28 protein-coding genes are annotated in these 26,099 nt (G+C 62.8%); 22 read left to right on the plus strand and 6 right to left on the minus strand.

Going from position 1 to position 26,099, the window contains the following annotated elements; genetic code table 11:
• Window positions 1-452: 452 nt before the first annotated feature.
• The gene (locus ACI6S0_RS23835; protein WP_069336927.1) at window positions 453-1,748 is read left to right on the plus strand and encodes a replication protein RepA; all 1,296 of its coding nucleotides are present in this window, start codon (window positions 453-455) and stop codon (window positions 1,746-1,748) included.
• 215 nt (window positions 1,749-1,963) lie between these two features.
• Window positions 1,964-2,728 (plus strand): IS6-like element IS6100 family transposase, encoded by a 765-nt coding sequence (locus ACI6S0_RS23840; RefSeq protein WP_015449415.1) that lies wholly within the window; start codon window positions 1,964-1,966, stop codon window positions 2,726-2,728.
• Between the two features lie 135 nt (window positions 2,729-2,863).
• Here ACI6S0_RS23840 and ACI6S0_RS23845 read toward each other — a convergent pair whose 3' ends face one another.
• Window positions 2,864-3,277 carry a MerR family transcriptional regulator gene (locus ACI6S0_RS23845; protein ID WP_004213241.1) on the minus strand — a complete coding sequence of 138 codons (414 nt, stop codon included), beginning with the start codon at window positions 3,275-3,277 and terminating at the stop codon, window positions 2,864-2,866.
• A gap of 78 nt (window positions 3,278-3,355) precedes the next feature.
• Here ACI6S0_RS23845 and ACI6S0_RS23850 point away from each other — a divergent pair, with 78 nt between their 5' ends.
• From ACI6S0_RS23850 to ACI6S0_RS23885, 8 genes are all read left to right on the plus strand, one after another.
• Complete coding sequence (locus ACI6S0_RS23850) at window positions 3,356-3,754, plus strand: mercuric transporter MerT family protein (protein WP_004213240.1); 399 nt, start codon at window positions 3,356-3,358, stop codon at window positions 3,752-3,754.
• A gap of 27 nt (window positions 3,755-3,781) precedes the next feature.
• Window positions 3,782-4,114 (plus strand): heavy-metal-associated domain-containing protein, encoded by a 333-nt coding sequence (locus ACI6S0_RS23855; RefSeq protein ID WP_004213238.1) that lies wholly within the window; start codon window positions 3,782-3,784, stop codon window positions 4,112-4,114.
• 10 nt (window positions 4,115-4,124) lie between these two features.
• Window positions 4,125-4,373 (plus strand): mercury resistance system transport protein MerF, encoded by a 249-nt coding sequence (gene merF, locus ACI6S0_RS23860; protein ID WP_004213237.1) that lies wholly within the window; start codon window positions 4,125-4,127, stop codon window positions 4,371-4,373.
• Between the two features lie 2 nt (window positions 4,374-4,375).
• Window positions 4,376-5,806, plus strand: a complete 1,431-nt coding sequence (merA, locus tag ACI6S0_RS23865; RefSeq protein WP_004213235.1) for a mercury(II) reductase — start codon at window positions 4,376-4,378, stop codon at window positions 5,804-5,806.
• An 11-nt stretch (window positions 5,807-5,817) separates the two neighbouring features.
• Complete coding sequence (merB, locus tag ACI6S0_RS23870) at window positions 5,818-6,444, plus strand: organomercurial lyase MerB (RefSeq protein WP_004213233.1); 627 nt, start codon at window positions 5,818-5,820, stop codon at window positions 6,442-6,444.
• A 59-nt stretch (window positions 6,445-6,503) separates the two neighbouring features.
• Window positions 6,504-6,905, plus strand: a complete 402-nt coding sequence (gene merD / locus ACI6S0_RS23875) for a mercuric resistance transcriptional repressor MerD (protein ID WP_037492485.1) — start codon at window positions 6,504-6,506, stop codon at window positions 6,903-6,905.
• 203 nt (window positions 6,906-7,108) lie between these two features.
• Complete coding sequence (locus ACI6S0_RS23880; RefSeq protein ID WP_004213231.1) at window positions 7,109-7,753, plus strand: MgtC/SapB family protein; 645 nt, start codon at window positions 7,109-7,111, stop codon at window positions 7,751-7,753.
• Window positions 7,754-7,960: 207 nt separating this feature from the next.
• Window positions 7,961-8,236, plus strand: a complete 276-nt coding sequence (locus ACI6S0_RS23885) for a hypothetical protein (protein ID WP_063977162.1) — start codon at window positions 7,961-7,963, stop codon at window positions 8,234-8,236.
• Here ACI6S0_RS23885 and ACI6S0_RS23890 read toward each other — a convergent pair.
• Complete coding sequence (locus ACI6S0_RS23890; protein ID WP_234781661.1) at window positions 8,203-8,949, minus strand: lytic transglycosylase domain-containing protein; 747 nt, start codon at window positions 8,947-8,949, stop codon at window positions 8,203-8,205. The genes ACI6S0_RS23885 and ACI6S0_RS23890 overlap by 34 nt on opposite strands.
• Before the next feature lie 757 nt (window positions 8,950-9,706).
• Here ACI6S0_RS23890 and ACI6S0_RS23895 point away from each other — a divergent pair.
• The 4 genes from ACI6S0_RS23895 to ACI6S0_RS23910 are packed head-to-tail and all read left to right on the plus strand — an operon-like array spanning window position 9,707 to window position 14,059.
• Entirely contained in the window at window positions 9,707-10,369 is a 663-nt protein-coding gene (locus ACI6S0_RS23895; RefSeq protein ID WP_063977163.1) for a ParA family protein, read from the plus strand.
• Window positions 10,366-10,659 carry a chromosome partitioning protein ParB gene (locus tag ACI6S0_RS23900; protein ID WP_081261105.1) on the plus strand — a complete coding sequence of 98 codons (294 nt, stop codon included), beginning with the start codon at window positions 10,366-10,368 and terminating at the stop codon, window positions 10,657-10,659. The genes ACI6S0_RS23895 and ACI6S0_RS23900 overlap by 4 nt, the downstream gene beginning before the upstream one ends.
• Window positions 10,660-10,711: 52 nt before the next feature.
• Window positions 10,712-11,551: a DUF7146 domain-containing protein gene (locus ACI6S0_RS23905; protein WP_063977164.1), complete on the plus strand. Its 840-nt coding sequence runs from the start codon at window positions 10,712-10,714 to the stop codon at window positions 11,549-11,551.
• 57 nt (window positions 11,552-11,608) lie between these two features.
• Window positions 11,609-14,059, plus strand: coding sequence for a strawberry notch family protein (locus tag ACI6S0_RS23910; protein WP_333885766.1), 2,451 nt, complete (start codon window positions 11,609-11,611; stop codon window positions 14,057-14,059).
• 138 nt (window positions 14,060-14,197) lie between these two features.
• Here the strand turns inward: ACI6S0_RS23910 and ACI6S0_RS23915 are convergent, their stop codons facing one another.
• The 3 genes from ACI6S0_RS23915 to ACI6S0_RS23925 are packed head-to-tail and all read right to left on the minus strand — an operon-like array spanning window position 14,198 to window position 17,654.
• The gene (locus ACI6S0_RS23915) at window positions 14,198-15,202 is read right to left on the minus strand and encodes a tyrosine-type recombinase/integrase (RefSeq protein WP_434405296.1); all 1,005 of its coding nucleotides are present in this window, start codon (window positions 15,200-15,202) and stop codon (window positions 14,198-14,200) included.
• Window positions 15,199-16,113 carry a tyrosine-type recombinase/integrase gene (locus ACI6S0_RS23920; RefSeq protein ID WP_434405295.1) on the minus strand — a complete coding sequence of 305 codons (915 nt, stop codon included), beginning with the start codon at window positions 16,111-16,113 and terminating at the stop codon, window positions 15,199-15,201. Before ACI6S0_RS23920 ends, ACI6S0_RS23915 begins: the two co-directional genes overlap by 4 nt.
• Entirely contained in the window at window positions 16,107-17,654 is a 1,548-nt protein-coding gene (locus ACI6S0_RS23925; RefSeq protein WP_434405294.1) for a tyrosine-type recombinase/integrase, read from the minus strand. The genes ACI6S0_RS23920 and ACI6S0_RS23925 overlap by 7 nt, the downstream gene beginning before the upstream one ends.
• Here ACI6S0_RS23925 and ACI6S0_RS23930 point away from each other — a divergent pair.
• The 8 genes from ACI6S0_RS23930 (at window position 17,636) to ACI6S0_RS23965 (ending at window position 25,463) form a co-directional block, all read left to right on the plus strand.
• Window positions 17,636-19,543 carry a strawberry notch C-terminal domain-containing protein gene (locus tag ACI6S0_RS23930; RefSeq protein ID WP_434406003.1) on the plus strand — a complete coding sequence of 636 codons (1,908 nt, stop codon included), beginning with the start codon at window positions 17,636-17,638 and terminating at the stop codon, window positions 19,541-19,543. The genes ACI6S0_RS23925 and ACI6S0_RS23930 overlap by 19 nt on opposite strands.
• A gap of 155 nt (window positions 19,544-19,698) precedes the next feature.
• Window positions 19,699-21,795 carry a ParB/RepB/Spo0J family partition protein gene (locus tag ACI6S0_RS23935; protein WP_122129068.1) on the plus strand — a complete coding sequence of 699 codons (2,097 nt, stop codon included), beginning with the start codon at window positions 19,699-19,701 and terminating at the stop codon, window positions 21,793-21,795.
• A gap of 112 nt (window positions 21,796-21,907) precedes the next feature.
• Window positions 21,908-22,846, plus strand: a complete 939-nt coding sequence (locus tag ACI6S0_RS23940; RefSeq protein WP_122129069.1) for an ArdC family protein — start codon at window positions 21,908-21,910, stop codon at window positions 22,844-22,846.
• A gap of 15 nt (window positions 22,847-22,861) precedes the next feature.
• Entirely contained in the window at window positions 22,862-23,350 is a 489-nt protein-coding gene (locus ACI6S0_RS23945) for a hypothetical protein (protein WP_063976894.1), read from the plus strand.
• A 68-nt stretch (window positions 23,351-23,418) separates the two neighbouring features.
• The gene (locus tag ACI6S0_RS23950; protein ID WP_063976895.1) at window positions 23,419-24,063 is read left to right on the plus strand and encodes a hypothetical protein; all 645 of its coding nucleotides are present in this window, start codon (window positions 23,419-23,421) and stop codon (window positions 24,061-24,063) included.
• A gap of 34 nt (window positions 24,064-24,097) precedes the next feature.
• Window positions 24,098-24,712, plus strand: a complete 615-nt coding sequence (locus ACI6S0_RS23955) for a DUF6927 domain-containing protein (protein WP_063976896.1) — start codon at window positions 24,098-24,100, stop codon at window positions 24,710-24,712.
• 32 nt (window positions 24,713-24,744) lie between these two features.
• Window positions 24,745-24,951 carry a hypothetical protein gene (locus ACI6S0_RS23960; protein ID WP_063976897.1) on the plus strand — a complete coding sequence of 69 codons (207 nt, stop codon included), beginning with the start codon at window positions 24,745-24,747 and terminating at the stop codon, window positions 24,949-24,951.
• Window positions 24,948-25,463 (plus strand): thermonuclease family protein, encoded by a 516-nt coding sequence (locus ACI6S0_RS23965; RefSeq protein WP_063976898.1) that lies wholly within the window; start codon window positions 24,948-24,950, stop codon window positions 25,461-25,463. Before ACI6S0_RS23960 ends, ACI6S0_RS23965 begins: the two co-directional genes overlap by 4 nt.
• A gap of 64 nt (window positions 25,464-25,527) precedes the next feature.
• Here the strand turns inward: ACI6S0_RS23965 and ACI6S0_RS23970 are convergent, their stop codons facing one another.
• A complete protein-coding gene (locus ACI6S0_RS23970; RefSeq protein WP_063976899.1) occupies window positions 25,528-26,052 on the minus strand; it encodes a hypothetical protein in 525 nt (174 codons plus the stop codon).
• Window positions 26,053-26,099: the final 47 nt, after the last annotated feature.

Below are 26,099 nucleotides of genomic sequence, written 5' to 3' on the forward strand. Positions count from 1 at the left end.
TTGCAACTTCACCGATGATCTCCGAGCCGTTCTGGGGCTTCGAGAGTTCGCCGGCTCCTGACTTGCGGCAGCGACCGATGATCTCGGTGCGGTTTTCCGCGGCCAGTGCGTTCCCGAGCGCTCAGGCCGTTGTGGGGATCAGGGCTGTGGATAACCGCCGATGATGTCGGTGCGAGCCGATGAACTCGGTGCCGGAAAGCGATGATCTCGGTTCCGACCCGACCGATGATCTCGGAGCCCATACCTAAAGACTCGAATCCCTATAGAAATCCGATTGGGCGAATCGTTTTTCAATTTTGAAAAGGGGAGGGGGCAAACCGCACCGACATCATCGGTAAATTTGGAGGTTTCGCCCTGCTGCCGGCGCTGAAACTGCCAACATGCTTGCCAAAGCCGTCCGAAGCTGTTGAAAGGAGCCAATCAGAGCCCGTGAGTCGGGGAAGGGCAAAGGCATGAGCGGTGACAGCCATAAACCGATAGGGCATCAATACGCTCTGGCCATGCTCGACGGCGGCGAGGACCGGGTTCGCCGGGTCGCCCAGGCCGCTGGCACCCAACTTACGATGGACGCCTTCCTACGCGTTCATGACGAAGAACCGGTTCCAGCTTTCCTCCATTCCGCGCTCTGCGCCATGAGCCTACCCACAAAACGGCCGAAGGACGACACCCAGCCGATCTTACGCGAAGACGGCAGGTATGCTCTCGCCATCAATCCCAAGCCTATTCTTCAGACGGTGGACGGAAAGCCCGTCTTCCGTAGCTTGGGAGTTCCGTACGGAGCCTATCCGCGAGTCGCGCTGATTTATTTGCTTTCCCAGGCCGTCACGAAGCGCTCGCGTGATGTTTATCTGGGCCGCAACTTCACCGAGTGGATGCGCCGGCTCGGGTATCAGACCGTGTCCTACGGACCGCGCGGCACGGCCAACCTCATGCGCGAGCAGGTCGACCGTCTGCTCGCTTGCGAGTGGCAGATCCGGTGGGACGGGACGGATGCCGGCGATAACGCCTTCGCCGTCCGAGACGTCAAGATCTCCAACGAATATGCCGGAAGCTTGGGCGCGAACGGTGCTTTTGCCCGCGAGATCCGGATGTCCGAAGCGTTCTATAGCCATTTGGTGGATCATGCGGTACCGCTCAACGAAGTCGCCATCCGCGAGTTGAAGGGCACCCCTACGGCGCTCGATCTCTATACCTATTTGGCATATCGGCTACCGCGGATCACAGGCAAGGGTCAGGTCATATCCTGGGATCAGCTTGCCAAGCACCTCGGCAACGATGCCGACAGCAAGCGCTTTCGTCAGACGGTTCGAGAGACAATGCAGCTCGTGTCGGCTGTCTATCCGAACGCAAATGTCGATCTCTCGGGACGCAAGGTCGTGCTTCACCCGTCCCCGGCGCCGCTGGAGCGCAAGCTCGTGGGGTCACACTTGCGGCTCATCGGTGCTCAGCCGGATCAAACGGCACCGAGATCATCGGTCAGCGCGCCAAGAGCGAAAGCTCAGGTCGGCAAGGACGAGCCCAAGCAGGCTTTCCCTGCAGGTTCGATGAGCTACGGAACACGAGAGGCAGCCTTTAGAGCGATTGGCCTCGAAAAAGGCAAACCCTGGTCGGTCGATGATATGGCGACAGCGTTCCGGGCAGGCTTTCCGGGGATCAAGCAGCCACGGACCGACACCGAATGGCTACGCGTCTGGGAGGCGTTCGTCATCCGCTATGCCGAGCGGCGATCTCAATCCGGCAGCGAATGACCGATGATCTCCGTGCGTTTCCGATGCTGCCTGAGAACAGCAGCGGGGGAGGGAGCAACCCTGCCGTCGCCATCCAAGGTAAGCCTAGAGGGCCGCTACGAAGGTGCCCCCCAAGGCTCATAAGAAGAAGATGTAGCTCGCCAGTTGTAGCTGGGGCTCTGTTGCAAAAATCGTGAAGCTTGAGCATGCTTGGCGGAGATTGGACGGACGGAACGATGACGGATTTCAAGTGGCGCCATTTCCAGGGTGATGTGATCCTGTGGGCGGTGCGCTGGTATTGTCGCTATCCGATCAGCTATCGCGACCTTGAGGAAATGCTGGCGGAACGCGGCATTTCGGTCGACCATACGACGATCTATCGCTGGGTCCAGTGCTACGCCCCGGAGATGGAGAAGCGGCTGCGCTGGTTCTGGCGGCGTGGCTTTGATCCGAGCTGGCGCCTGGATGAAACCTACGTCAAGGTGCGGGGCAAGTGGACCTACCTGTACCGGGCAGTCGACAAGCGGGGCGACACGATCGATTTCTACCTGTCGCCGACCCGCAGCGCCAAGGCAGCGAAGCGGTTCCTGGACAAGGCCCTGCGAGGCCTGAAGCACTGGGAAAAGCCTGCCACGCTCAATACCGACAAAGCGCCGAGCTATGGTGCAGCGATCACCGAATTGAAGCGCGAAGGAAAGCTGGACCGGGAGACGGCCCACCGGCAGGTGAAGTATCTCAATAACGTGATCGAGGCCGATCACGGAAAGCTCAAGATACTGATCAAGCCGGTGCGCGGTTTCAAATCGATCCCCACGGCCTATGCCACGATCAAGGGATTCGAAGTCATGCGAGCCCTGCGCAAAGGACAGGCTCGCCCCTGGTGCCTGCAGCCCGGCATCAGGGGCGAGGTGCGCCTTGTGGAGAGAGCTTTTGGCATTGGGCCCTCGGCGCTGACGGAGGCCATGGGCATGCTCAACCACCATTTCGCAGCAGCCGCCTGATCGGCGCAGAGCGACAGCCTACCTCTGACTGCCGCCAATCTTTGCAACAGAGCCGGGTGGAGAATTGCAGTCGTTCCGCTGTTGCGCAAGAAGGGGTAGTTTGCGGGAGAACACGAAATCCTAACGCTCAGCGGGTCATGAGGCGAGCACCTCGATGATCGGGCAGTCCGGCACCATATCGCCGGAGCATTGCGCGGCGGTCTGGGTCAGCACTTTCTCGATGCGCCTGAGATCGGCGATCTTCGCGCGCACATCGGCCAGATGCCGCTCAGTGCGCTCCTTGACCTCTGCGCAGGTCTGCGCGCCGCCCTCGACGAGGGCAAGCAGGCCGCGTACTTCGTCGAGCGAAAAGCCGAGTTCGCGGCCGCGCAAGATGAAGCGCAGGCGGGATACGTGGTCCTCGCCATAAATGCGGTAGCCGGAGGCCGTGCGCGGCGGGTCCGGCATCATACCGATTTTCTCGTAATAGCGGATGGTTTCCAGATTGCAGCCCGTAAGCTTGGCCAAGTCAGCGCGCTGCATTCCCTTCCCGAAAACGTGATCGCTCATCGGTCCAAAAAACCTCTTGAGTCTGTAGTACCTACAGAGCGTAGCATGAAGTGGAATAGCAATCGAGAGGCGAGTCGCATGGATCGCGCTAATATGCAAATGCAGGTTCTTGAGCAGCCAAAGGCAACGGCGAGCCGCCGGCCAGGATGGTTCGCGGCGGGCGGTGTGGTCGGAGCGATCCTCGCCTCGACGTGCTGCATCGCGCCGCTTCTCTTGTTGATGCTCGGCGTTTCCGGCGCCTGGATGGGCAACCTCACGGCCCTTGAACCCTACAAGCCCTACGCCGCCGCCGTAGCGCTCGTCTTTATCGGGCTCGGATTCCGGCAGGTCTATTTCAAGCCGAAGGGGGCCTGCGCGGAAGATTCCTACTGCGCTCGGCCGCAAGCCTCGCGCATCACCAAGTCGGCGCTGTGGCTGGCCACGGTTCTGGTCCTCCTTGCCCTGACAATCAGCTGGTGGGCGCCGCTGTTCTACTGATCACGCTACCCCATAGGAGAAACCCATATGAAACGCCCCCTTCTCATCGCGCTCGGCGCGGCGGCCCTGGGCGCCGCCGGCCTTCTCTCGGCGCCGACGATTTCACCGCTCGCCGCGCAAGCTGCCCCCGCGCAAGCCGCCGCGGTCCAGAAGACAACGTTCAGCATCGAAAACATGACGTGCGCCATGTGCCCGGTGACAGTGACAAAGGCGATGAAAGGCGTCGCCGGAGTGAAGTCCGTCACTGTCGACTTCGCCGCCAAGACGGCGACGGTCATTTATGACCCGGCGACCGCCACCGTCGCAGCCATTGCCGCCGCGTCCACCAATGCCGGCTATCCGGCCCGCCCGGCGGGATGAGGACCGCAGCATGAAGGACGCAACGCTTCTGAAGACCGGCATCGCCGGCTCGCTCATTGCTGTGATCTGCTGCGCCACGCCTTTGCTGGTTGTCCTGCTCGGCGCGATCGGGTTGTCGGCCTGGCTGGGCTGGATCGATTATGTCCTCATGCCGGCGCTCGCCTTCTTTGTCGCGCTCACCGGCTATGGCCTCTGGCGCCGACAACGCGCCGCAGATTGCTGTGCGACTGAAACACAAACGAACAAGGAAAATAGCTGAACATGTCAGACTGCTGCACCACCGAAGGAAGCCGTAAGGGCGGCTACGACCTTGCCGTCATCGGCGCCGGATCGGCCGGATTCTCGGCCGCGATCACCGCCGCCGATCAGGGCGCCAATGTCGCGCTGATCGGCCACGGCACCATCGGCGGCACCTGCGTCAATGTCGGCTGCGTGCCGTCGAAGACGATGATCCGCGCGGCCGAGGCGCTGCATGGTGTGCGGGCCGCGCAACGCTTTCCCGGCCTGGTCGGGGAAGCAAGCGTGGCCAACTGGCCCGCGCTCGTCGCGGCCAAGGACGAGCTGGTCACCAGCTTGCGGCAGAAGAAATATATTGACCTGCTGCCCGAGTACAACGGCGTTGCCTATCTGGAAGGCGCGGCGCGTCTGAACGGGCAGGGCGTGATGGTGAATGGCGCCGCGATTTCAGCGGGCAAGATCATCATCGCGACCGGCACCTCGCCGGCCCTGCCGGACATTCCCGGCATTGAGGAGGTGCCTTATCTCACCAGCACGACTGCCCTGGAACTTGGCGCGCTACCGCGCTCATTGCTCGTCATCGGCGGCGGCTATATCGGCTGCGAACTGGCGCAGATGTTCGCGCGCGTCGGCGTGGCGGTGACGCTCATCACCCGCCGCCGCTTGCTGCCGGAGGCCGAGCCGGAAATCTCCGAGGCGCTGACCGGCTATCTCCGCGACGAGGGCATTACCGTCCGGACCGGACTAACTTATCGCGGAATCGCGCGCACGGCTGCCGGCGTCGAGCTGAGTATCACCACCGACGGCGCACAGCAGGTGATCGCCGCCGAGCAGGTGCTCGTAGCCACCGGACGGGCGCCGAATACCGATGGCCTCGGCCTTGTCGAAGCGGGCATCGCCCAAGCCGACAACGGCAGTGTGGTCGTGGACGACCGGATGCGCACCTCGAGACCGGATGTCTATGCGGCCGGCGACGTCACCGGTCGCGATCAGTTTGTCTATATGGCGGCCTATGGCGCGAAGCTCGCCGCGCACAACGCGCTGAACGGCGACGACCTCGTCTACGACAATACGGTCATGCCCTGGGTCACGTTTACCGACCCACAGGTGGCGGGCGTGGGACTGAGCGAAAGGGCAGCGCAGGCAGCGGGCTTCGAGACCAAGACCTCGATCGTCGCCCTCGACCAGGTGCCGCGGGCACTGGCCGCTCGCGACACACGGGGGTTGATCAAGCTGGTCGCTGACAAAACGTCCGATCGCCTGCTGGGCGGTCAAATCGTCGCGCCCGAGGGAGCCGACAGCATCCAGACCATGGTGCTCGCGATCAAACACGGCATGACGACGAAGGCGCTGGGCGAGACGATCTTTCCCTATCTCACCACGGTCGAGGGCCTGAAACTCGCCGCACAGGGCTTCGGCAAGGATGTGGCAAAACTGTCCTGCTGCGCAGGATGAAAGAGAGCGTCATGAGCCCCACTACATATATCGAGCATTTCCCGTCGATCAGTCGGTCTCAAGATTCCGCGGAACTCCTCGTCGCGCTGTTGCGGGAACTCGCCAAGGGGCGCCCGGTATCGCGAACCACGCTTGCCGGGATTCTCAACTGGCCTGATGAGCGCATCGCCGCCGTGCTCGCGCAAACCGCCAGTACCGAATATGATGATGACGGAAACATCATCGGCCACGGCCTCACCCTACGCGAAACGGCGCATTCCTTCGAGATCGACGGCCGCCGCCTCTACGCCTGGTGCGCTTTGGATACATTGATGTTTCCGGCGCTGCTCGGCTGTACAGCCCGCGTCTCATCGCGTTGCGCTGCCACCGGAGCGCCCGTTTCGCTTACCGTGTCACCCAACGAGATACGGGCTGTTGAACCCGCCGACGTGGCGGTGTCGTTGGTGCCGCCGCAGGAAACGAACGACGTTCGTCGGTCCTTCTGCTGCCACGTCCATTTCTTTGCTTCTACCCATGTGGCGCAAGACTGGGCCTCCAAGCGTCCGGGGTTGACCATCATCGGCGTTCGGGAGGCTTTTTGTGTGGGCCAGGAGCTGAATCGACAGCTGTTGCACCCGCCACACCGGGCAACGCCATGATCGCATACAACCCAGTTGACATCGGATTTGCAGCGCGCGGATCGAACTCCGGGGAGCGCATGCCCTGCCGACAGAGGAGGGAGGTGTCCGATGCCCCCTACACAGCGTCCCGTCTGGCCCATGATGCCGGAGTGAGCGTACATATTGTGCGCGACTATGTGCTGCGCGGGCTGCTGCGCCCGGCGCGCCGCACGCAGAGCGGTCACCGTCTCTATGACGATCATGCGCTGGAGCGGATGCGCTTCGTGCGCACCTTGTTCGAGGCGGGCGTCGGCCTCGATGAACTGACCAGGCTGTGTCACGCTCTGGACGGCGGCGGCGGCGATGCCATCGAATTTCTGCTATGCCTGCGGGCACGACTTGCCGCGCGGCGCGCGGCCCTGGACGTGCTGGACGGGCATCTGGAGCAAATGATTTCCGCCATCGGTGCCGACACCGCCAAAGAATCCGCCCGTGCCTGACAACCCTGCTTCCGAATCATCCTTCCACTGCCGCCTTTGGCCGGGCGGGTCGCCGCAATTGCGCCCGGCCAGCGCCGCATCGCTGACCATAGGCGATCATACCCGTGCCCCCGCCCGGGCGATCGCCTGTTCGCGGCGGCGATGCGGCGCATCATCTCTCGTCGCGCCGCGTTTGATTTCCGCCCCCCGTTCCTGCTGTGACAATGTCGTTTTCTGAGTTCATCATCGACACATTGCTGCCGCTTGTCGCCGCCGCGACGGTCGGCCTGACACTGGGCTTCGAGCGTGAACTGGCGCGCAAACCCGCAGGCCTTCGGACACAGTTTCTGATCACGTTGGGCACGGCCATATTCGTCCTGGCTGGGCGCTCAATTCCGGGGATGGAAACCGGACGGGTCGCGGCAAATGTGGTGACGGGCCTCGGGTTTCTGGGTGCGGGAGTTATATTGCAGCATCGCGGCACCGTGCGCGGGTTGACGACCGCCGCTCTTATCTGGGTGAACGGCGCGTTGGGCCTTGCTGCCGCCACGCAGGAGTATGTGTTGGCGGGCGTAGGCGTCGGTCTGGCGCTGGCCGCGCTGCGCGTGCTTGCGCTCATCGAAAAACGCTTAGGCGAAAAGTGGCAAATCCTCGAATATCAAATTACAACATATGAGAACGAGAGCGTTGTCCAAGCCATCCACGACGCTCTCAGCAAATGCCGATTACAGGAAGGTCCGCTTGCATACGAACGACAGGACGGGGTAACCCGGATGCATATCTCGTTCTGCGACACTCCCACGCGGCACCGTGAATTCTTGGAGCAGCTCCGCAAGATGTCAGACGTCACAGATGTCAGGGTGCTGTGACGTCAGGCTGTGATCAGGTTGATCGCGGTTACTCGATGGAGGCCCGCCCCTTCCCCGATCGACGGTTCTCCGAACGTTCTCACTTAGCGTTGTCTGGCGTACTTTCCACGCTGTGCCCTCCTTAGCGCAAACTGATCCAGCCTCCGGTAACTTCGGCACGATCAGAGAGTTAAGGAAGCGACAGGATCTTACTGTTAGGTAGCGAACATGCCCCAAGCGACAGTTCAGGCCTGGCTCTCCCTCTATGCCGCCGTCGGCGTCATGGCATTAATGTGCGCTACCTTCGCAATTGCCAAAACAGCTTACGACTATCGACAGGGGGGAATCGGTCTTCCCACAACATCGACGCTGGATAAGATGCTCGTGCTCCCCAGGGTCTGGGTACGTTGGCAGATCAACTATCTCCAAGGTGCGCCGGCAGTTTTATGTATTGCGATCTATTTTGCACACTATCTGGGGTTTGAAACACTCGTTGATGTGTAGGCAAACAATTCGACCCCCCTGCCCTGCGCTATCCTAGGAAGACTGGGGTGGGAAGCCGTCTGGATCGACGCCATTCTTGACACGCCGTTGCTCCAACCCTTGGTGATTGCGGCAACATAATCGATCGTCTCACGGAACGGCGGTATCCGGCCGAGCATACGAACGCGACCCGGACCGGCATTATAGGCTGCCAGCGCCAAGTCGACCCTTTTGAACTCGTCTAGGTGAGAACGAAGATACCTCGCCCCTCCCCTCAGATTGGCAAGCGGATCGCGAGAGTTGTAAACGCCCAACCCGCGCGCCGTGCCAGGCATCAACTGGGTCAGGCCAACGGCGCCCTTGGGCGAGACCACAAGCGGATCATACTGGCTTTCCTGGGCCACTAGAGCGTCGAGAAGGCCGGTCGGGACCCCAGCTTCACAAGCTACGGCTGAGATCATCGGGAAATAGCGCGCTCTTCGTGCCTCCTGCCAAGGGGCCAGATCGCCACGCGGACGGTATGGCGTGATTGAGCAGGCGGCCGGACTATACATGAAGGGTGCGACGACATTTTGCGCAGCCCGAGCTGCGCCGGTCATCACCGTGCCGGTCTGCATCCAAAGAGGAACAGAAACCGAAGGATTCGGTATATCCGAACCCCAGGCGTTCTCTCCCGCTGTAATATTGCGGAAATCGGCTTGAAGTCTTTCCGGCGAAACACCAATCTCAGGCACGTCTGCTTGCCTGGGGATAGCGCGCGCGGGACCGACATCAATTACAGCACCCCGGGATATGTCACCAAAGGCGACGATCTCGACTCTACGCTGCGACGCAGCGACGGGTGAAGAAACGGCCGCGATCGCTGTTACACCTGTTACAAGTCTTATTGCGAGGCATGAGTTCATAGCTTCAAACAGCCAGAGTCGACCAATCCGGTCAATGTGGAAAAAAATTACACTGTGCGTCCGTCAAGGGGTGACTTGTTGAGCTAAATTGGCAGAGCGCCCCTCTACTCGACGTCAGTCTGATCGTATCAGATCGTGCAACTACCAAATGAGCTTTGCTTCCGGGCCCTAAGTCACTTGGCTTCGGTCAAAGCCCGCTGTGCACGATTGTGTGCACGCCCTCATCGCTCCTGGGCGCATGACGATCCTAATCGGATAATTTGACGAACCGAGTTAGAGGTTATACCGGATTATTGAGATCACCCGATAATCTGGGAAACCGGATATTTAGGAATATCAGGTATGATGTGTTATCAGGTATAAGGGATTATCGGGTAAGCCCTCTTATCAGGTGCAAGGAATTATCGGGTCATCTCGAGTACCCGGTCGACGCCAATACCGGGTTTCCATTCCAATCCGGTTATGGCATATACCAGGTTAATTGCCATATCTGGTCATCGATGAAATCCGGTTGATAAGCATATCCGATTGATACCAAAACCCGGTTTGCGAAAGCGCTCCGGGCAACAACATTCAGGGGGTCCCCATGCCAACAATCACGATCGCGTCCCCGAAAGGAGGGGCCGGCAAGAGTACCACAGCGGTCATTCTGGCCACGGAACTCGCTCACGCTGGCGTGCCCGTTACGCTTCTAGACTGCGATCCGAATATGTCCGTCAGCCTTTGGGCAAGCCGAGGAGCATTGCCTCCGAGAATCAAGGTTCTCAACGACGTGACGGAATCGACAGTCATCAAAACAATCAAAGAATTCGATCGCGATGGGGAAATCGTCATCGTCGACATGGAAGGTGTGGCTTCACGACTGATGTCGCGAGCGATATCGCAAGCCGATCTTGTTATTACACCGATGCGAGCAACCACTCTCGATGCAACAATCGGCGCACGCGCGATCGCCCTGATAATGGAAGAAGAGGAATCGCTGGGTCGGCAGATTCGATATGCCGCGGTATTCACGATGACAAAAACAGTCCGTTCCAAGCAGCATTCCGGGATTGTCGCTTCGCTCCGTGGACAAGGCGTTGACGTTATAGAACCCGACCTGTTGGAACGATCGGCTTTCTCCAGCCTCTTCGAATTCGGTGGCGATCTCTACACGATGCCACCCCAGGGGAATGCAGTCGCAGCACAGCAGAACGCCTCAGCATTTATGCAAGCCGTCGTAGAACGACTGAAGGAGACTGCACGATGACCGAAAAGCCAAGTTTCGCCATCGACATCGGTGGCCTGAAAACCCGGCCAAAACCACAAGATGCGTCTGCACTCCGAGCGGCAGACGAGGCGGCAGAAGAACATGGGTTCGTTTCTCGCGACCCTGAACCTCGCAAGGCTGGTCGGCGTCCAAGTCCAAGAACAGGACAAGTCCACGCCAAGGTACTGCCGCATGTCGCATTAGAAATCGCGGATGAAGCTCAGCGCCGAGGCGTCACCCAGGGCGTACTCATCGAAGAAGCCTGGGCGCTGTTTACGAAGGACCGCTGATAGGACGATCAGAAAAGGGGAGGGGGGTCGAGCAGACGAGAAAGGATATGTGATGCCCCTCGTTGCCCTTAAACCCACCCAGACCCTCGTCGATATCGTCGGCACCCTTGGCGGCACATGGCACGGCTTCAACGCCATGTGCCGGTGCCCTGCGCACGCAGATTCCAAACCCAGCCTGTCGCTGCGGCAAGGGCATGACGGCATCCTGGTCCATTGCTTTGCCGGCTGCGCGGCAGACGACGTCCTGCGCGAGATCGCCCGCATCGAACCGGGTCGTCGCTACGAGCCACCTCCCGCCCAGCGCGCTGGACGCCCCGCAAATCTCGAGCGATTGTGGAACGATGCTCTCCCGATCGAGGGTACGCCGGCGCAAGCCTATCTGCGCTTTCGCGGTATCACCGGCACATTCGACGACTTGCGCTTTCATCCGCGCTGCCCGTGGGGTCCAAAGCCCCTGACCCGTTTTCTCCCGGCCCTCCTGGTCGCGGCGCGGGAAGGGCGCGTACTTCGAGCGATCCAGCGTATTTTCCTCGACCTTGAGACCGGGAGCTATCTCGACAAGGTCACCCTGGGAACGCCGGGCGGCGCGACGTGGCAGGGGGTGCGCGTTCGCGAGACACTCGCCCTTGGCGAAGGGTTCGAGACGTCGGCTGCCTTCAGCCAGATCCACGGCATTCCCTGCTGGGCGACCCTTGGCGCAGCGCGCCTCGACCGTGTTTATATCCCCGCGAGTGTCACCACGCTCATCTTCGCCGAGGATAATGATTTCGAAGGGCGGCGCGCGCGGCGGAAAGCCTGGGCCGCCTACCGCCCACAGGGGTTCATCCTCAAGCGGATGCCGCCACCGCCGCGCTTCGGCGACTGGGCCGACGTCCTGAAGCCAGGAGCCTGAAGGGGAGGGGGATCGGGTTTGCGAGCTGCACGAGCAGCCCAAGCCCTGGAGATCCCCATGACCGACCTGTTCGATACGGCGCCTGCCCGCGCCGGAAATGCCACCGCTGCTGCCCGTCACGTCGCGGCCTCGATCGCAAGCGGGGTCAAAATCACCCGCGCCAAGCTTAACGACGCAATGGCAAACGCCTTTGGCGGCAGCGACGCCGATGGCCACTGGACCCAGCGCGAGAGCTTCGAAATCCTCGAGCATGCGACCGTCCTGGCGGTCAATGGCGGGGCAAAGCCTCCAAGCATCGCAGAGGCGATCGCTCTTGTCGGCCGACTTCCCACCCAGACCGTCCGCAGCGAGGAACAGATCGACTGGCAGCAATTCTCGACGCCGCTCGACCTTGCGGCGGTTGCCTGCTTGCTTGCCGCGCCACAGGACGACGATATCGTCCTTGAACCGAGCGCGGGCAACGGCCTGCTGATCGCCTGCCTGCCACCTGTCGCGGCGCTTCATCTCAATGAGATCGACCCGGCCCGCCGCGCTCGGTTAGCAGCGGCCTATCCACTTGCCAGCGTCACAGGGCATGACGGCGCACAGATCGCCAGCGTCATGACGGCAGCACCGCGCCCCGGCCTCATCCTCATGAACCCGCCATTCTCGCGGTCGCTCGGCCGCGGCGCCGATGCGTTGGCAGCCGTCCGCCATCTCCAGGCCGCCATCAAACGTCTGGCACCGGGGGGACGCGTCGTGGCAATCATGCCCGACTGGTTTGCGCAATCGGCACGCATGGCATCGGTCTGGTCGACCACGCTCGCCAGCGTCAGCCTCCGCACCTCGATCCGGCTCACCCATGCCTATGGCAAGCACGGCACCGGGGTCGCAGTCCGCCTTTACGTCATCGACAAGGCCGTGGGCGATACCACGACAACAACGATCCAGCGCCGCGATGTCGCTGACCTTCTCGATGTCCTCGCGATCCCGCCACGCCTGCCAATGACCGCGGTCGCGCCAACGCCTGTCAAACGCAGCGGCCCGATCTCGCTGATGCGCAGCGTCAAGTCGAAGCCCGCCGCCACGCCGCGAATCTTCCGCGCACCGGCGCGCAACGACGTGCTTCCCGTAAGCTATGCCGTCCTCGAAACGGCGGCACCGCTGGCCGAGCAGACCGGCGTCTATCTTCCCTATCGCCCGAGCCGGATCGTCTTCGATACCGCTGGGGAGCATCCGACCGCCCTGGTCGAATCCATCGCCATGGGCTCGATCCCGGCGCCGATCCCCTCCCATGTGCCCGCGCTCCCTGAGCGAACCGTGACGGACAGGCTGTTGTCCTCCTCGCAACTCGAGACCGTCGTCTATGCCGGTCATGCCTGGACCCAGTTCATCCCCGGCCTGTCAAAGCCCGACAAGGAAGGCGTCGGCCTGGTCCTCGCCGACGACGGTCGGGCCTATCGCAAAGGCTATTTCCTGGGCGACGGCACCGGGGCAGGGAAGGGGCGTCAGGTCGCGGCCGTCATTCTGGACAACTGGCTTGCCGGTCGTCGCAAGAATATCTGGATCAGCAAGAACGAAGCACTGCACGCCGATGCGATCCGGGACTGGACCGCGCTGGGCGGTCTTGCCGCCGATGTGCAGCCGCTCTCGCGCTGGAAAATCGACGAGCCGATATCGATGGCCGAGGGAGTCCTGTTCGTCACCTATCCGACCCTGCGCTCAAACCGGGGCGATGCCACGCGGCTCGACCAGATCATTGCCTGGGCAGGTGCCGATTTCGACGGCGTGATCGCTTTCGACGAAGCCCATGAGATGGGCGGCGTTGCAGGCGGCGAGGGATCGATGGGCACCAAGAAGGGGTCGCAGCAGGGCATCGCAGGGGTCCTGCTCCAGAACCATCTGCCGCTCGCGCGCGTGCTCTATGCGTCCGCCACCGGCGCGTCCGAGGTCAACAATCTTGCCTATGCGGTGCGGCTCGGCCTGTGGGGGCCAGATACCGCCTTCGCCAACCGTGAAGCCTTTATCACCCAGATCCGTCAGGGTGGCATCGCGGCGATGGAGCTGGTCGCCCGCGATCTCAAGGCCACAGGACTCTATACCGCGCGCGCACTCAGCTTCGCAGGCGTCGAATACGACATCCTGCGCCACGAACTGACGCCCGAACAGATCGAAGTCTATGACACCTATGCCGACGCATGGGCAATCATTCACCGCGGTCTGGAAAAAGCCCTCGAACTCACCGGCGTCGTGGATGCTGCCGAGGGCAAGACCCTGAACTCCGGCGCCAAGGCCGCAGCGCGCTCACGGTTCGAGGGATGCAAGCAACGCTTTTTCGGCGCACTCCTCCTGTCGTCGAAGCTGCCGACCGTCATCGCCGCGATCGAACAGCATCTTGCCGCAGATCAATCCGTCGTGTTGCAGCTGGTGACGACGGCCGAAGCCATCCTCGACCGCCGCCTCGGCGAACTCTCGGCCGATGAGCGCGCGGATCTCGACATCGATCTTTCGCCCCGCGAAGCCGTCTAATGTTGAGATCCACATTACACGTATTCTTTGCAGTCGCAGTTTATGTCGAGCGTGGCGGCGGGAGGCGCAGGTTTCCTTCGGTTTTCCATGATTTCACTCCAGATAATATGAGGGTCAGGGGGAATGTTCTGGGACGGGCTAAGCCCGCCTTCGAACGTCGGTAAGCATGGTAATCAGGGCATCGGATGGTGGCTTGAAGCGCCCGGGCTTGATTGCAGGCGCGCCATGGGCCGCGAGGATTTGCAGCTTCTCCTCGGGATCGGCCCGCAGGTAGGTCTCGGTGCTCTGGATGCTGGCGTGGCCGAGCCACAATGCGACCTTGCGAATGTCCCCGGTCGCCGCGAGCGTGTGCATCGCACAGGAATGCCGCAGCACGTGCGGCGTAACCCGTTTGCCAAGGATCGACGGCTGCTTCATTGCCGCGGTCTTGACGTGCTCGGCCAAACGGAACGCAAATCCGTCGCGGGTCATGGGCTGCCCGTTGGCATTGAGGAATATCTCGGCAGCTTGCGCGTCGGGCCGTATCGCAAGCCACGCGCGCAATACGAACTGGGTCTCTTTCCAGAGCGGCAGGACCCGTTCACGCCGACCCTTGCCCATGATGTGCACGGTGGACAGGGAGCGGTCCGGGAAATCGCGCAGCTGCAGCGTTACGAGTTCCGACACCCTCAGCCCGCCAGCATAGGCCAGATGCAGCATGGCGCGATCGCGGGTGCCAAGCCGAGTGCGGGGATCGGGGGCGTCGAGCAACGCCTTGATCTCGGCCCGGTCGAGATAGTCGATCAGCGCCTTGTCGGTCCTCTTGGTCGGGATCGATCTGACGCGGAGAGCCTGATCGAGGCAGGCTGGAATCCGATACTCGATGTACCGGAAGAAGGATCGGATCGCAGCGAGCCTGCCATTACGGGTCCGCACGCAGCTGCCGCGGCCGGTCTCTATATGGTCCAGGAAGGCCATGATCATGTCGGTGCCGAGATCCTCGATCTCAAGATCGGTCGGCCGACGCTTCAGCCGATCGGCAGCGAACTGAACGAGGAGGACGAAGCAGTTGGCATAGGTCTTCACCGTGTGCGGGCTGACGGCACGTTCGCGCGGCAGATGCTCACGCAGGTATGCCGAGAGATGGGGAGCTAGCGCCGTCATGCCGCTTCTCCCCGGTAAAGCTGCTCGCTGGCGGCAGCGATGTCGCGCAGCAGCACTGGAGTGGCCTCGAGATACCAGTACGTGTTGGCGACCGACACGTGCCCCAGATAGACGCTGAGACCGGCCATGTGGTGAGCGATGGCCTCCCTGTCGGGCGGACATGACTCAAGCGAGCGGACAGCGAAGGTGTGCCGCAGATCGTGGAGTCGCATGCCCGCCGTACCGGTTGGTCCACGATATCCGAGGAGCCGGGCCAATCTGACGAACACGACGTGGGTGCGCACCTTGTGCGGTGCCCGTCCCCGGATAGTGACGAACAGGTCGTTGCCCCTGGCCGCGTGCTTCTCGCGGAGGGCGAGATAGGCTTCGAGTGCTTGGCGCGTCGATGGCTGCAAGGCAATCAGCCGCTGCTTGCCGAACTTGCCGTTGCGGACGATCAGGCCATCCTCGACCAGATCGTTGCATTGTAACGCGAGGGCCTCGGAAATCCGGAGACCTGTCGCCGCCAGCAGCCCGAACAGGTAATGGTACGTGTATGGGCTGATCGTGCCTTGGGGTGGAACGTCCAATGCAGCAGTCATGATCGCCCGCACTTGGTCCGGTTCAATGATGGTCGGCGTCGGGCGTGGCCGCTTGCCCCGGCCGAAGACGCCGGCAGGCGGAACTTCATGGCTTGAATCTTCGGCGTGAGCGAAAAGGCTGAAGTTACGTGCGGTGTCGAACCTCCGGCGGGCCACATATTGTGAGCTCGACGTGTGGCACCAGTCGTAGATGCGCCGGACCTGAGTGTGCCGATCGCCGAAACCCTCGGCGTAAGCAGCGTACTGGCGGAGCATCCGGTCCTGTTCGGAATACTTCCGACCCAGGCTGCGATGCAGAGCGACGTATCTTGAGATGTGTGTGTTCAACATGGCAGGTCTCCGGGCCAGGGCTGCGCGATCTTCATGAGCATCGGCAGATCGACCTTGGCGTAGATGGCAGTGGTCTCGGGCGTGCTGTGACGCAGGATGGTCCCTACGGACTCCAAGCCCGCGCCCGCGCGCAGCAAGTTGGTGGCAAGCGAATGCCGGAATATGTGCGACCCGGTCGGCACCCCTTCGATCCCACCGCGCTCATGTGTGCGTGCGACGATGCCTGCGATCTCCGCAGACGAGCTGAATGGCCGGAACGGAGCTTGCACGCGCAGGAACAGATGCTCTTCGACGGCCTTCGGGCGGGCTGCCGCAAGATATGTCAGAATCGCGTCGCCGACATCCTGCGGCAGTGGCAACCGGTCCGGCCTTCGGGTCTTGCCCTTGACCCGGATGTACCCGCCCCGCCAATCGATATCGTCGAGCCGCATGTCCCGGACATCGCCCGCTCGCAGTCCGAGCCTGGCGAGCAGGAGAATTATGGCTTTGTCGCGGACTTCCACCGGCCGATCAGTCGGACAGGCTGCAATGATCTTCTCGATCGTGGCCGGGTCGACGTGACGGGGTAACGCCGAAAGGCGGTAGCGTTGCACTGATGGTATCGCGTGCAACAATGCCGGTCGGCACTCGCCTTGCACGATCAAAAACCGAATGTAGCTCCTCATTATCGTGACGAGCAGCGATGCCGAACCCGGCGTCTCCTTGCTTCGTCGCTGGAACGCGCGCCTGAGAGCGGCTGCATCCCATTGTGAAGGCTCGCCGAGCATGGGCATGAGCCGCGTGATATCGGTCCGGTAACGCCGGATCGTCTCGTCGGTCGCGCCACGATGTTGCTTGAGCCATGTAAGATATGCCGCCATGTGCGGGTTATCGTCCACCATCGGTTCGACCGATGGGACGACGCCCCGACCCCGCAGAAACTCGACGAAGTGCCGAGCGCAGCGCCGCCGCCGCTTGGTGCCCGTGGCAACCAGCTTGCCCCGCTTGCGCCAGACCGGGCAACGGCAATCATGCACGGCGTACTGGTCGATGATCGTGTCGTCGACATCGGCCCACCGTCGTCGCGCAATGCGGAGCCAGGCCACGACATGCTCGGCCTCGGATCGATAGGACTGCGCCGGTCCCTCGGCGAGTTGCAGGCGATCGATCGCGTCGAAATAGTCGGCGAGGTGCCGTGGCAGATCGTCGATCCCGTCGTCGACTTCGACGTAGCCTTGATCTTCCAGGAAGCGGACGAAGCGTCTGACCCGCGCTGCAATGTCCGCCTTATATACTGGCTGCTGCGCCGAATACCGGTGGCACCGGCACCGGTGCTTCTCGAACCGCCGAACAGCCTGATCGTCGATCGTGCGGATCGCGATCCCATGCAGTTCCAGCCAATGCAGGAAATGGCGGACAGCAGCGCCAAACAGAACCGCACAGGCTGACCTCTCGTCGAGCGACAGAGAGGAGAGGAATGCGGTGAGTAGGGTGCCGTGACTGGGCGGGTCTTCGACCCGGAGCGAGGCCGCTCGAAACGGCAATGATGATCTTGTTCGCATGTAGCTTCCTTCGACTTGTTGAGGTCGAAGGAACTGTAATTATCTGGAGTGAAATCATGGAAAACCGAAGGAAACCTGCGCCTCCCGCCGCCACGCTCGACATAAACTGCGACTGCAAAGAAGCCGTCATCGACTATCTGACCCGCGCCTTTCCGGTTCAGCAGATGACCTTCTACCGTGACGACACCGGCGAGGTCCGATCGCGACCGCTGCTCGATGCCAACGGCAACCCTGTCACCAACCCGGAAGCCGAAGCGGAGCGCGACAATCTGATCGAGCAGCTATGCGCCCTGCCGCCGATCGCCGCCGTCCTCGACGCCATCATCACGCGGTTCGGCACCGAGATGGTGGCCGAGGTCACCGGACGCACCAAGCGGCTCATCAATCTGCCAGGTGGCGGGCAGAAGCTCGAATCGCGTTCCGCGCGCGCCACCCAGGCCGACTCCGCCGCATTCATGGAGGGCACCAAACGCATCCTCGTCTTCTCGGACGCGGGCGGGACCGGGCGCTCCTACCATGCCAGCCTCGACGCCAGGAACCAGCAACAGCGTGCGCATCTGCTCCTCGAACCGGGATGGCGGGCCGATCGGGCGATCCAGGGCCTCGGACGCACGCATCGCACCCATCAGGCCTGCTCGCCTCTCTTCCGGCCCGTGACCACCGACTGCAAGGGCGAACTGCGCTTCACCTCGACGATCGCGCGCCGGCTCGACAGCCTGGGCGCGCTCACTCGCGGTCAGCGCCAGACCGGCGGGCAGAACCTGTTCGATCCCGCCGACAATCTGGAAAGCGAATATGCCAAGGCGGCCCTCGTCAGCTGGTATCATCTGCTGGTCGCCGGCAAGCTCACCAGCACCAACCTCACAGACTTCCAACACCGCACCGGGCTTGAACTGCTCGACACCGATGGCGTGCTGAAGGAGGACCTGCCCCCCATCCAGCGCTGGCTCAACCGCCTTCTGGCGCTGCCGATCGGCTTGCAGAACGTCATCTTCGACGAGTTTCTCGCCCTGGTCGAAGCCCGCGTCGCTGCCGCGCGCGAGGCAGGCACGCTCGATGTCGGCGTCGAGACCATGACGGTGGAGACAGCAACCGTCCTCGACGACAGGATCTTGCGCACCGATCCGGTCAGCAAAGCGACGTCCCATCTCCTCACGATCGAGGTCACCCGCCGCCGCAATCCGGTTTCGCTCGAGCGCGTCCTGCGGATCGCCGATACCGACAGAAGCGCGGCTTTCGTGCGCAACGGCAAGTCCGGCAAGGTTGCCCTGCGCACCAACGCACGGCCCTGGCTGACCGAAGATGGCGTGGCGATTCCCCGGATCGAACTGATGCGTCCCTCCCGTCACGAGTATCTGGCGCTCAACGATCTTTACGAGACGGCCTGGAGCGAATGTTCGCGCGCGCGGTTCGAGGAAGAATGGAGCGCCGAGGTCCGTGAGATCCTCGACAAGGTCGACACCGAGACGATCCGCCTTGCGACCGGACTCCTGCTGCCGATCTGGTCGGCCCTTCCCAGCGATCATCTCGTCGTCAACCGGGTGGTCGACGACAGCGGGCGCTCGTGGCTCGGGCGCATGGTGTTTCCCCGCGACGTGCCCGCACTGTTTTCCAAACTGGGGCTTGAGAGCAACGATGTCCTTAGCCCTGCGGAAGTCGTCAAGGCCGCCCTCGAAGGTGGCACCGTGACCATCAAACGGCCATTCGCATGCGAGGTCAAACGCGTCCGCGTCAACACCAGCCCCCGCATCGAGATCGTGGGCGCTCCGGCCAACCAGCTGCCGTGGCTGAAGTCGATCGGCTGCTTCACCGAAATCATCGCCTACAAGACCCGCGTCTTCGTGCCGGTCGAAACTGCCGATGCGGTGCTTGCGCGCCTGACCGCCTGACCTCCCGCCGATACCCGTTTCTCCTGCGCTTCGGGCCATGACCCCCGTGGCTAACCCCCGCGAAGCGCGGGACGGGAAGGGGAGGAGGATCGGGGAGGGTGTCCGGTGTGGGGAAAGACGCGCGCCGGACACCATCATGCTCATGGAGACCCCAAATGACCCAGACCGTCAAACTCGCCAAGCTCAAGCGCTCCGACAAGAATGTCCGCACGACCCCGCCGAAGAACATCGAGGCGATGGCGGCGAGCATCCGCGCCCGCGGCATCATGCAGAATCTGCTCGTCACCGCTGCCCGCCCCAAGGGCATGTTCGAGATCATTGCCGGCGATCGACGCTATCTCGGCGCGATGATGCTGGCGGAAGCCGGCGAGATCGATGCGGCCCAATATGATGTGCCGGTCAAGGTGATCAGCGGCGACGAAGCCGACCTGCGCGAAGTTTCGCTCACCGAGAATTTCCAGCGCGAGGCAATGACCCCTGCCGAGGAATGCGTTGCCTTCCAGCATTTTCTCAAAGCCGATGGCGACATCGAGGCGGTTGCACGCCGCTTCGGGCAGACCCGCCGCTTCATCGAAGGGCGGCTGCGTCTCGCCAATCTCGCGCCCCCGATCTTCGAGGCGCTTTCCGAAGGACGGATATCGCTCGACCTCGCCAAGGCCTATGGCTCGACCGAGGATGTCGCCAAGCAGGAACGCGTCTTCCAGCAATACGGCCACAGCTCCTACGTCAATGCCGACAGCATCCGAAGGGCCATCGCCAACGATAGCATGAAAGCGACCGACCCGGTTGCCGTGCTTGTCGGCGCCGATGCCTATGTCGCGGCGGGCGGACGCATCGAGCGTGAACTCTTCAGCGAGGACGGGGATCGGTGGACCGATCCGGAACTGGCTCAGACCCTGGCTGCCGCGATCATGGAGGCGGAAGCCAAACGCCTCGGCGAGAATCTGGGCGTCGCATGGGTCCGCCCCGTTGCGACCACCAGTCTCTACGGCATCACCTCCGACCTTCACCGTGTCGTGCTCCCGCCCGCACCGATGACGCAGGAAGAGGCCGAACGGTCCGATGCCATCGTCGAGCGATGCGAAGTGCTCGAGGAGGAAATGTCCGACGAGAGCCTCGAACCCGACGCCTACGGCAAGCTCGAGGAAGAGTATGACGCGCTGCGCGAGGAATATGAGGCGCTCAACTCCAAGGCACCCGAACTCACCGACGAGATCAAGGGGCAGGTCGGGGTGTTCCTGACGCTCGGCCGTGACGGCAAGATGGTGCTCGACACCACCTACTACAGCGAGGCGCCTGTCCGCCTCCCCGGCGACGATCGTCCGGTCCCCTCTTCGCCGTCCTCGCGCGAAACCGCCCCTTTGCCGCCCGAAGCGGTCGCACCGGGGGGCAAGGCGCTCAGCGCCCGTCTGCACGATGAACTGGCCGTTCAGCGCCGCGATATTCTCGCTGCCTCGATCCTTGGCGATCCGGCGCTCGCGCTCGATTACATGCTCTTCGCGCTCGCCGACCCGACGCATTTTACCCGATATGGCACCACACTGCGGGCAAACCATCCGCAGGACCCCCAGATGCCCAAGGATCAGCCTGCGACCCAGGCCCAGCAGGCGATCGCCGATGCGCGCGAAGGGCTCGACACCAGTTGGACGCAGGCCTCAGATCCAGTCACCCGGTTCGAAGGGTTCCGCGCGCTCGACGACGACGCCAAGGCCGCATGGCTTGCCATCGTCGTCGCGTCCTCGCTCGAGGCCAAGGACGATTATAACTCGGTCAAGACCAACCCGCTCCATGCCCGCCTCGCGAGCATCCTCGAGATCGAACCGGCCAAATGGTGGCGGCCGACTTCGGCAAACTTCTTCGATCGCGTGTCCAAGGGAACCCTTCTCGCGCTGTTGACCCAGGTCGGCGGTGCCCCGCTCGCGGCTCGCTACATGGGGTCGAAGAAGGGCGAGATCTCTTCGAGCTGCGAGAAGCTGTTCGCCGGCGAAGCAATCACCGAGGCGGAGACCAAAGACGCCGCGCTGGCCTGGGTGCCCGATGCCATGCGCTACGACATGGCCTCCGCGCTGGTGGACGAAAGCGACTTCGACGAGGGCGATCTCGACGACGAGGCATTCGATGAGGGCGAGGGTATCGAGACAGAGGATGCCGATGACGCCGAGAGCGACCATGTCGATACGCAGGACGCAGTCCTGCCGGACGACGGCACTGCCTCCGACGAGACCGATCCCACGCTGATCGCTGCCGAATAACCCCCGCCCATCGTCTCCTGGGCTTTCCCTGCGGCGCGTCCCGATACCGGGGCGCGCCGCTTTCTTTTTATCCGCGGCCCGAAGCGACAGGCCGCGACGCGAGGACATCGCCATGACCTTTACACGCAAACCCGCAGGACCGCGCCGCGACGTCGCGGCCGAGATCACAAGCCTTATCATCGCCAAGCTGGAAGCGGGGGTTCTCCCCTGGTCCAGACCCTGGGGCCTGACCGGAGCAGGGGGCCGTCCGCTCCGCCATTGCGGCACACCCTATACCGGCATCAACGCTCTCTATCTCTGGGCGATCGGCGACGCACAGGGCTATGCGGGCCGCAACTGGATGACCTATCGCCAGGCCACCGAACTGGGCGGGCAGGTCCGGCGCGGCGAGCGCGGCGCCCACAGCGTCTATTATTCGAGCTTCTCGAAGACCGATACCGATCGGATGACCGGCGAAGCGGCCACGAAGAATATCCGTTTCCTGCGGTCCTATACCGTTTTTAACGTCGATCAGATCGACGGCCTCCCGGCCTATTATTATCCTGTCGCAGCAGCGCCCGAACCGCGGGTCGAAAGCGTGCATCGCGCCGCGATCGACGCGTTCTTCGGAGCCTTGCCCGGCACTGTGCGACATGGCGGAGACCAAGCCTATTACTCGCCGATCGGCGACTATATCCGGATGCCGATGCGCGGCGCGTTCAAGTCGGACGATCATTATGCCAGCACCCTGGCGCACGAATATGTGCATTATTCAGGGGCACCGCAGCGGCTCGCGCGCGAGTTCGGCAAACGCTTCGGCGACAACGCCTATGCGTTCGAGGAACTGGTCGCCTGCATCGGGCAATGTCTGGTGTGCGCCGATCTCGATCTTCCCGGTGAGCTCCACGACAATCACGCCAGCTACATCGACAACTGGCTGCGCATTCTGAAAGGCGATGCGAGCGCGATCATCAAGGCCGCGGCGAAAGCCGAGCAGGCCGTGGCCTGGCTCAGGGAGGCAGCCGCAGCCCAAGCCGCCCAACCCCACACATCGCAAGCCCTTGCGGCATGACACGGAGAGCCCGCCATGCACATCGAACTGCGCAAATTGCAGCTCGTCGCTTCCCTCTCGCACGAGACCGCCTGCTACAGCGCGGAAATCTGGATCGATGGCAACAAAGCCTTCCTCGCCTCGAACCGTGGCTCGGGCGGCGCGGACGACTTCCATCCTACAGGGACCGTCACCGAGGACGCCGTCAACGCATGGCTCGCCGCCAACAGGCCAGCCTCGCGGCTCGGCGACAGCGTCCTTCCCCACTGTCTCGAGTTCGAGGTCGCGGCGCTCATCACCCGCGCGACCGAAACGAAAAGGCTGCGCGCGCAATGTCGCACGAAACTGGTGACGATCGAAGACGGCCAGGTGTTCACCTATGCCCTCAAGGGCCGGGCGCTGGACGATGTTCGCGCCCGCGTCCTTGCGGCAAGGCCGACGGCGCGCATCGTCAACGGCGACGAAACGGCTCTCGCTGTCGCGATCGACACGCTGATCGCGGTCGACGATCGCGATAGCGCCTGAGACCCGGAGACAGGGAGGGAAGGGGGATGGCGGGGAGTCGAGCGCATAGGGCGCTCGAGGAGACCGCCATGTCCTACGATGTCGCCTTTCGTCACCAGCAGGCACTCGACCCCAGTGCGCTCGCCACGATCACCGCCGCCCTTCACGCGATCACGACCGCGATCGACGATTGCCGCAATGCCGGCAAGAATGCCGAAACCGATCCGGCAGTGATCCTCCTTGCCCGGCATCTGGGCACGATCGCCGGCGCGGGCAGCGATGAAAGCCTGTTGCGGCGTCGCTGCATCGATACCATCGCCGAATTACGACGCTTCCCGGCCTTGCTCACGCTCGCGGTGCGCGGCGTCGCCCATGACGCAGCTGCAAAGGATCGCTTCCACGCCGACGGTCGCAAGGCCATGCGGCGTCTCGCCGATGCGCTCGGTCTCGAAGACGGGCGCTACCGCATCCACTCGAACCGCAGCCACCCCTCGCAATCGGGCGAAATCACGCTTCATGGCGAGGAGGTCCACGTCCAGCTGTCACTGGGCGCACCGGGTCCCGACAGCGAGGTCATTTATCGCCGTGTCGATGGTCTTCACGATTGCATCGGCGACGTTCGCCGCTTCGCGTCGATCCGCGACCTCCTGGCACCCGAACGGTTCGCGGCCCGCCTGCGCCGGGAATTGCGTCTCTCGGCCCCCCGCACAGATCCGGTCGGCCTGTTCGCCTGACCTTCATGCCACCGCATTTCGAAAGGACGCCGCCATGGGCTGGCTCAGCATGCCCCTGTCATCCATGTATCCCCACCAAACCCCCAAGGCCTATCTTGAGGCACAGTTCACCTACGACCGGCGCGATGCCGACGGGAAAGGCAAGGGGCTGCGCGTCATTGCCTCCTCGTGTCTTCGCAACAAGGTCTGGTACGCGGCCGCGGTGCCTTCGACCGATGGCATCGATGAACCCGCTTTCGCCATCGTTTGCCTCGTTACCTGGAACCCGCGGGCGAAGGACGGGTATGTGTTCGCCTTCAAGGATATGACCGAACATATGGGGCCATGCGAGGCGGAATGCCCCGAGCGCATCCTCGCGCTGCTGGGCGATACCGACGATCCCGGTGCGCTGCACTGGCGCCGGCGCTGCCTCGAACGTCTCGCTCGCCCCACCCGGCAACTCGAACACGGCATGCACATCCGCCTGCCGAACCCTGTGCGCTTCACCGACGGCTATGAGGGCGACGAGTTCATCGTCCACAAGCGCGGCCGCAAGATCGCGTTGGCAAAACCGGGATCTGGCTATCCTTCCTACCGCATCGGCGGCCTGCGAGACCTCCCCTGGACGCTCGTGCCGCAAACCCGCGTCCACAAGACGGTGTTCGGTTGATCGACGCCGCCGCCCCAGTCAGGATGACCCCCATGTCCGCCCAAACTCCCACCTCCATCAGTCCCAAGCGTTGGCGACTGTGCAGCCGCGCCAACGCACAGGCGGTCGCTGCCCGCATGTTCGACGCGGGCGCGCGCCATGTGTCGATCGTGCGTACCGCCGAACCCCTCCAGCCCTTTTGCGTCGTGCCCTTCATCGTCGATGGGCCGAACGTCGAAGTCGAACTGCGCTACGCATGAGGAGCGCGCTTCCTTTTCTGCTCGCGGCCCTTGCCGCCTGCGGCGCGGTCTCGCCACCGCCCGACGACAGCCCGATCAGCGGGAAGGGCAGGGCGATCGACGGCGACACCGTCTCGATCGACTTTCGCCTGTCGGGTGCCGACGCCTTCGAGCGCAAGCAAATGTGCTCGACAAAGGGTTCCTGCTACCCATGCGGAAAGCTGGCGCAGGATTTGGCATCCCGGATACTCAAAAGCGGCACCGCCACCGTCACGCCCACCGGCGCCAACAGCTATGGCCGACCGGTCGCGATCGTCACCGTCGATGGACAGGATCTGGGCGAAAGGATGATCCGGGAAGGCCTGGCGGTGCCGGCGACCCAGTATCTGCGCAGCGATCCCGAGCGCGCATCGGCCTATCTCGCCGCAGCCCTCGAAGCGAAGACCCAGGGGCGTGGCGCCTACGCCGGAGAATATATCGACCCGGCACGCTGGCGGCATGGGGAACGGCTTGCCTGCGAAGGACGTTACTGACCCATTCCCTCCCTGAGGCAGCGGTCCGGCATCCCCCCATGCCGGACCGCTGTTTTATTTGCCGTCAGTAGGTGAGCCGGGGACCCGGCCCATCGTCGTCCGCCACATAGTCGGGACCCGGATCGTGCGACCATGATGCACCGATCCTGAAGGCAGGATCGAACCGCCCCACCGGCCCGTCGGGTTCGGACGCCACATACGGATTGACCAGAGGCTTAACGGCCGCCTTGTCGCGATAAAGCCTCGCTGCGAGCCTCCCCCGCGCCTCGAGCAGCTTCTCCAGCCACACCAGGTCATCCAGCATGGTGACGACGCCTTTGCCGGCGACGCAATAATAGAGGCAACGCTGGAAATCGTCACACGGGGTTTCGAGGATCGTGGTCAGCTTTCCCTTGCCCGCCTCCTGGCCCTCATGAATCCATTCGAGCGATTCGCGCAGTTCCCGCGCCGACAGATAGGCATCTTCGGGATCGCTGCCGATGCAGGCTCCTGCCAGCATCCTGCGCGTAACGCGAATATCGAGATCCACCGACAATTCGATGAGCACCGTGTCGAGATCGAACGCACCGATAAAATCCGCTTGCTGCATGGCGAACTCCTTCCGTCATTGAACGTAACGTGAACAAAGGTGACCTT

It is taken from the genome of Sphingobium sp. DN12 (assembly GCF_051058005.1).
Classification (GTDB): Bacteria; Pseudomonadota; Alphaproteobacteria; order Sphingomonadales; family Sphingomonadaceae; genus Sphingobium; species Sphingobium yanoikuyae.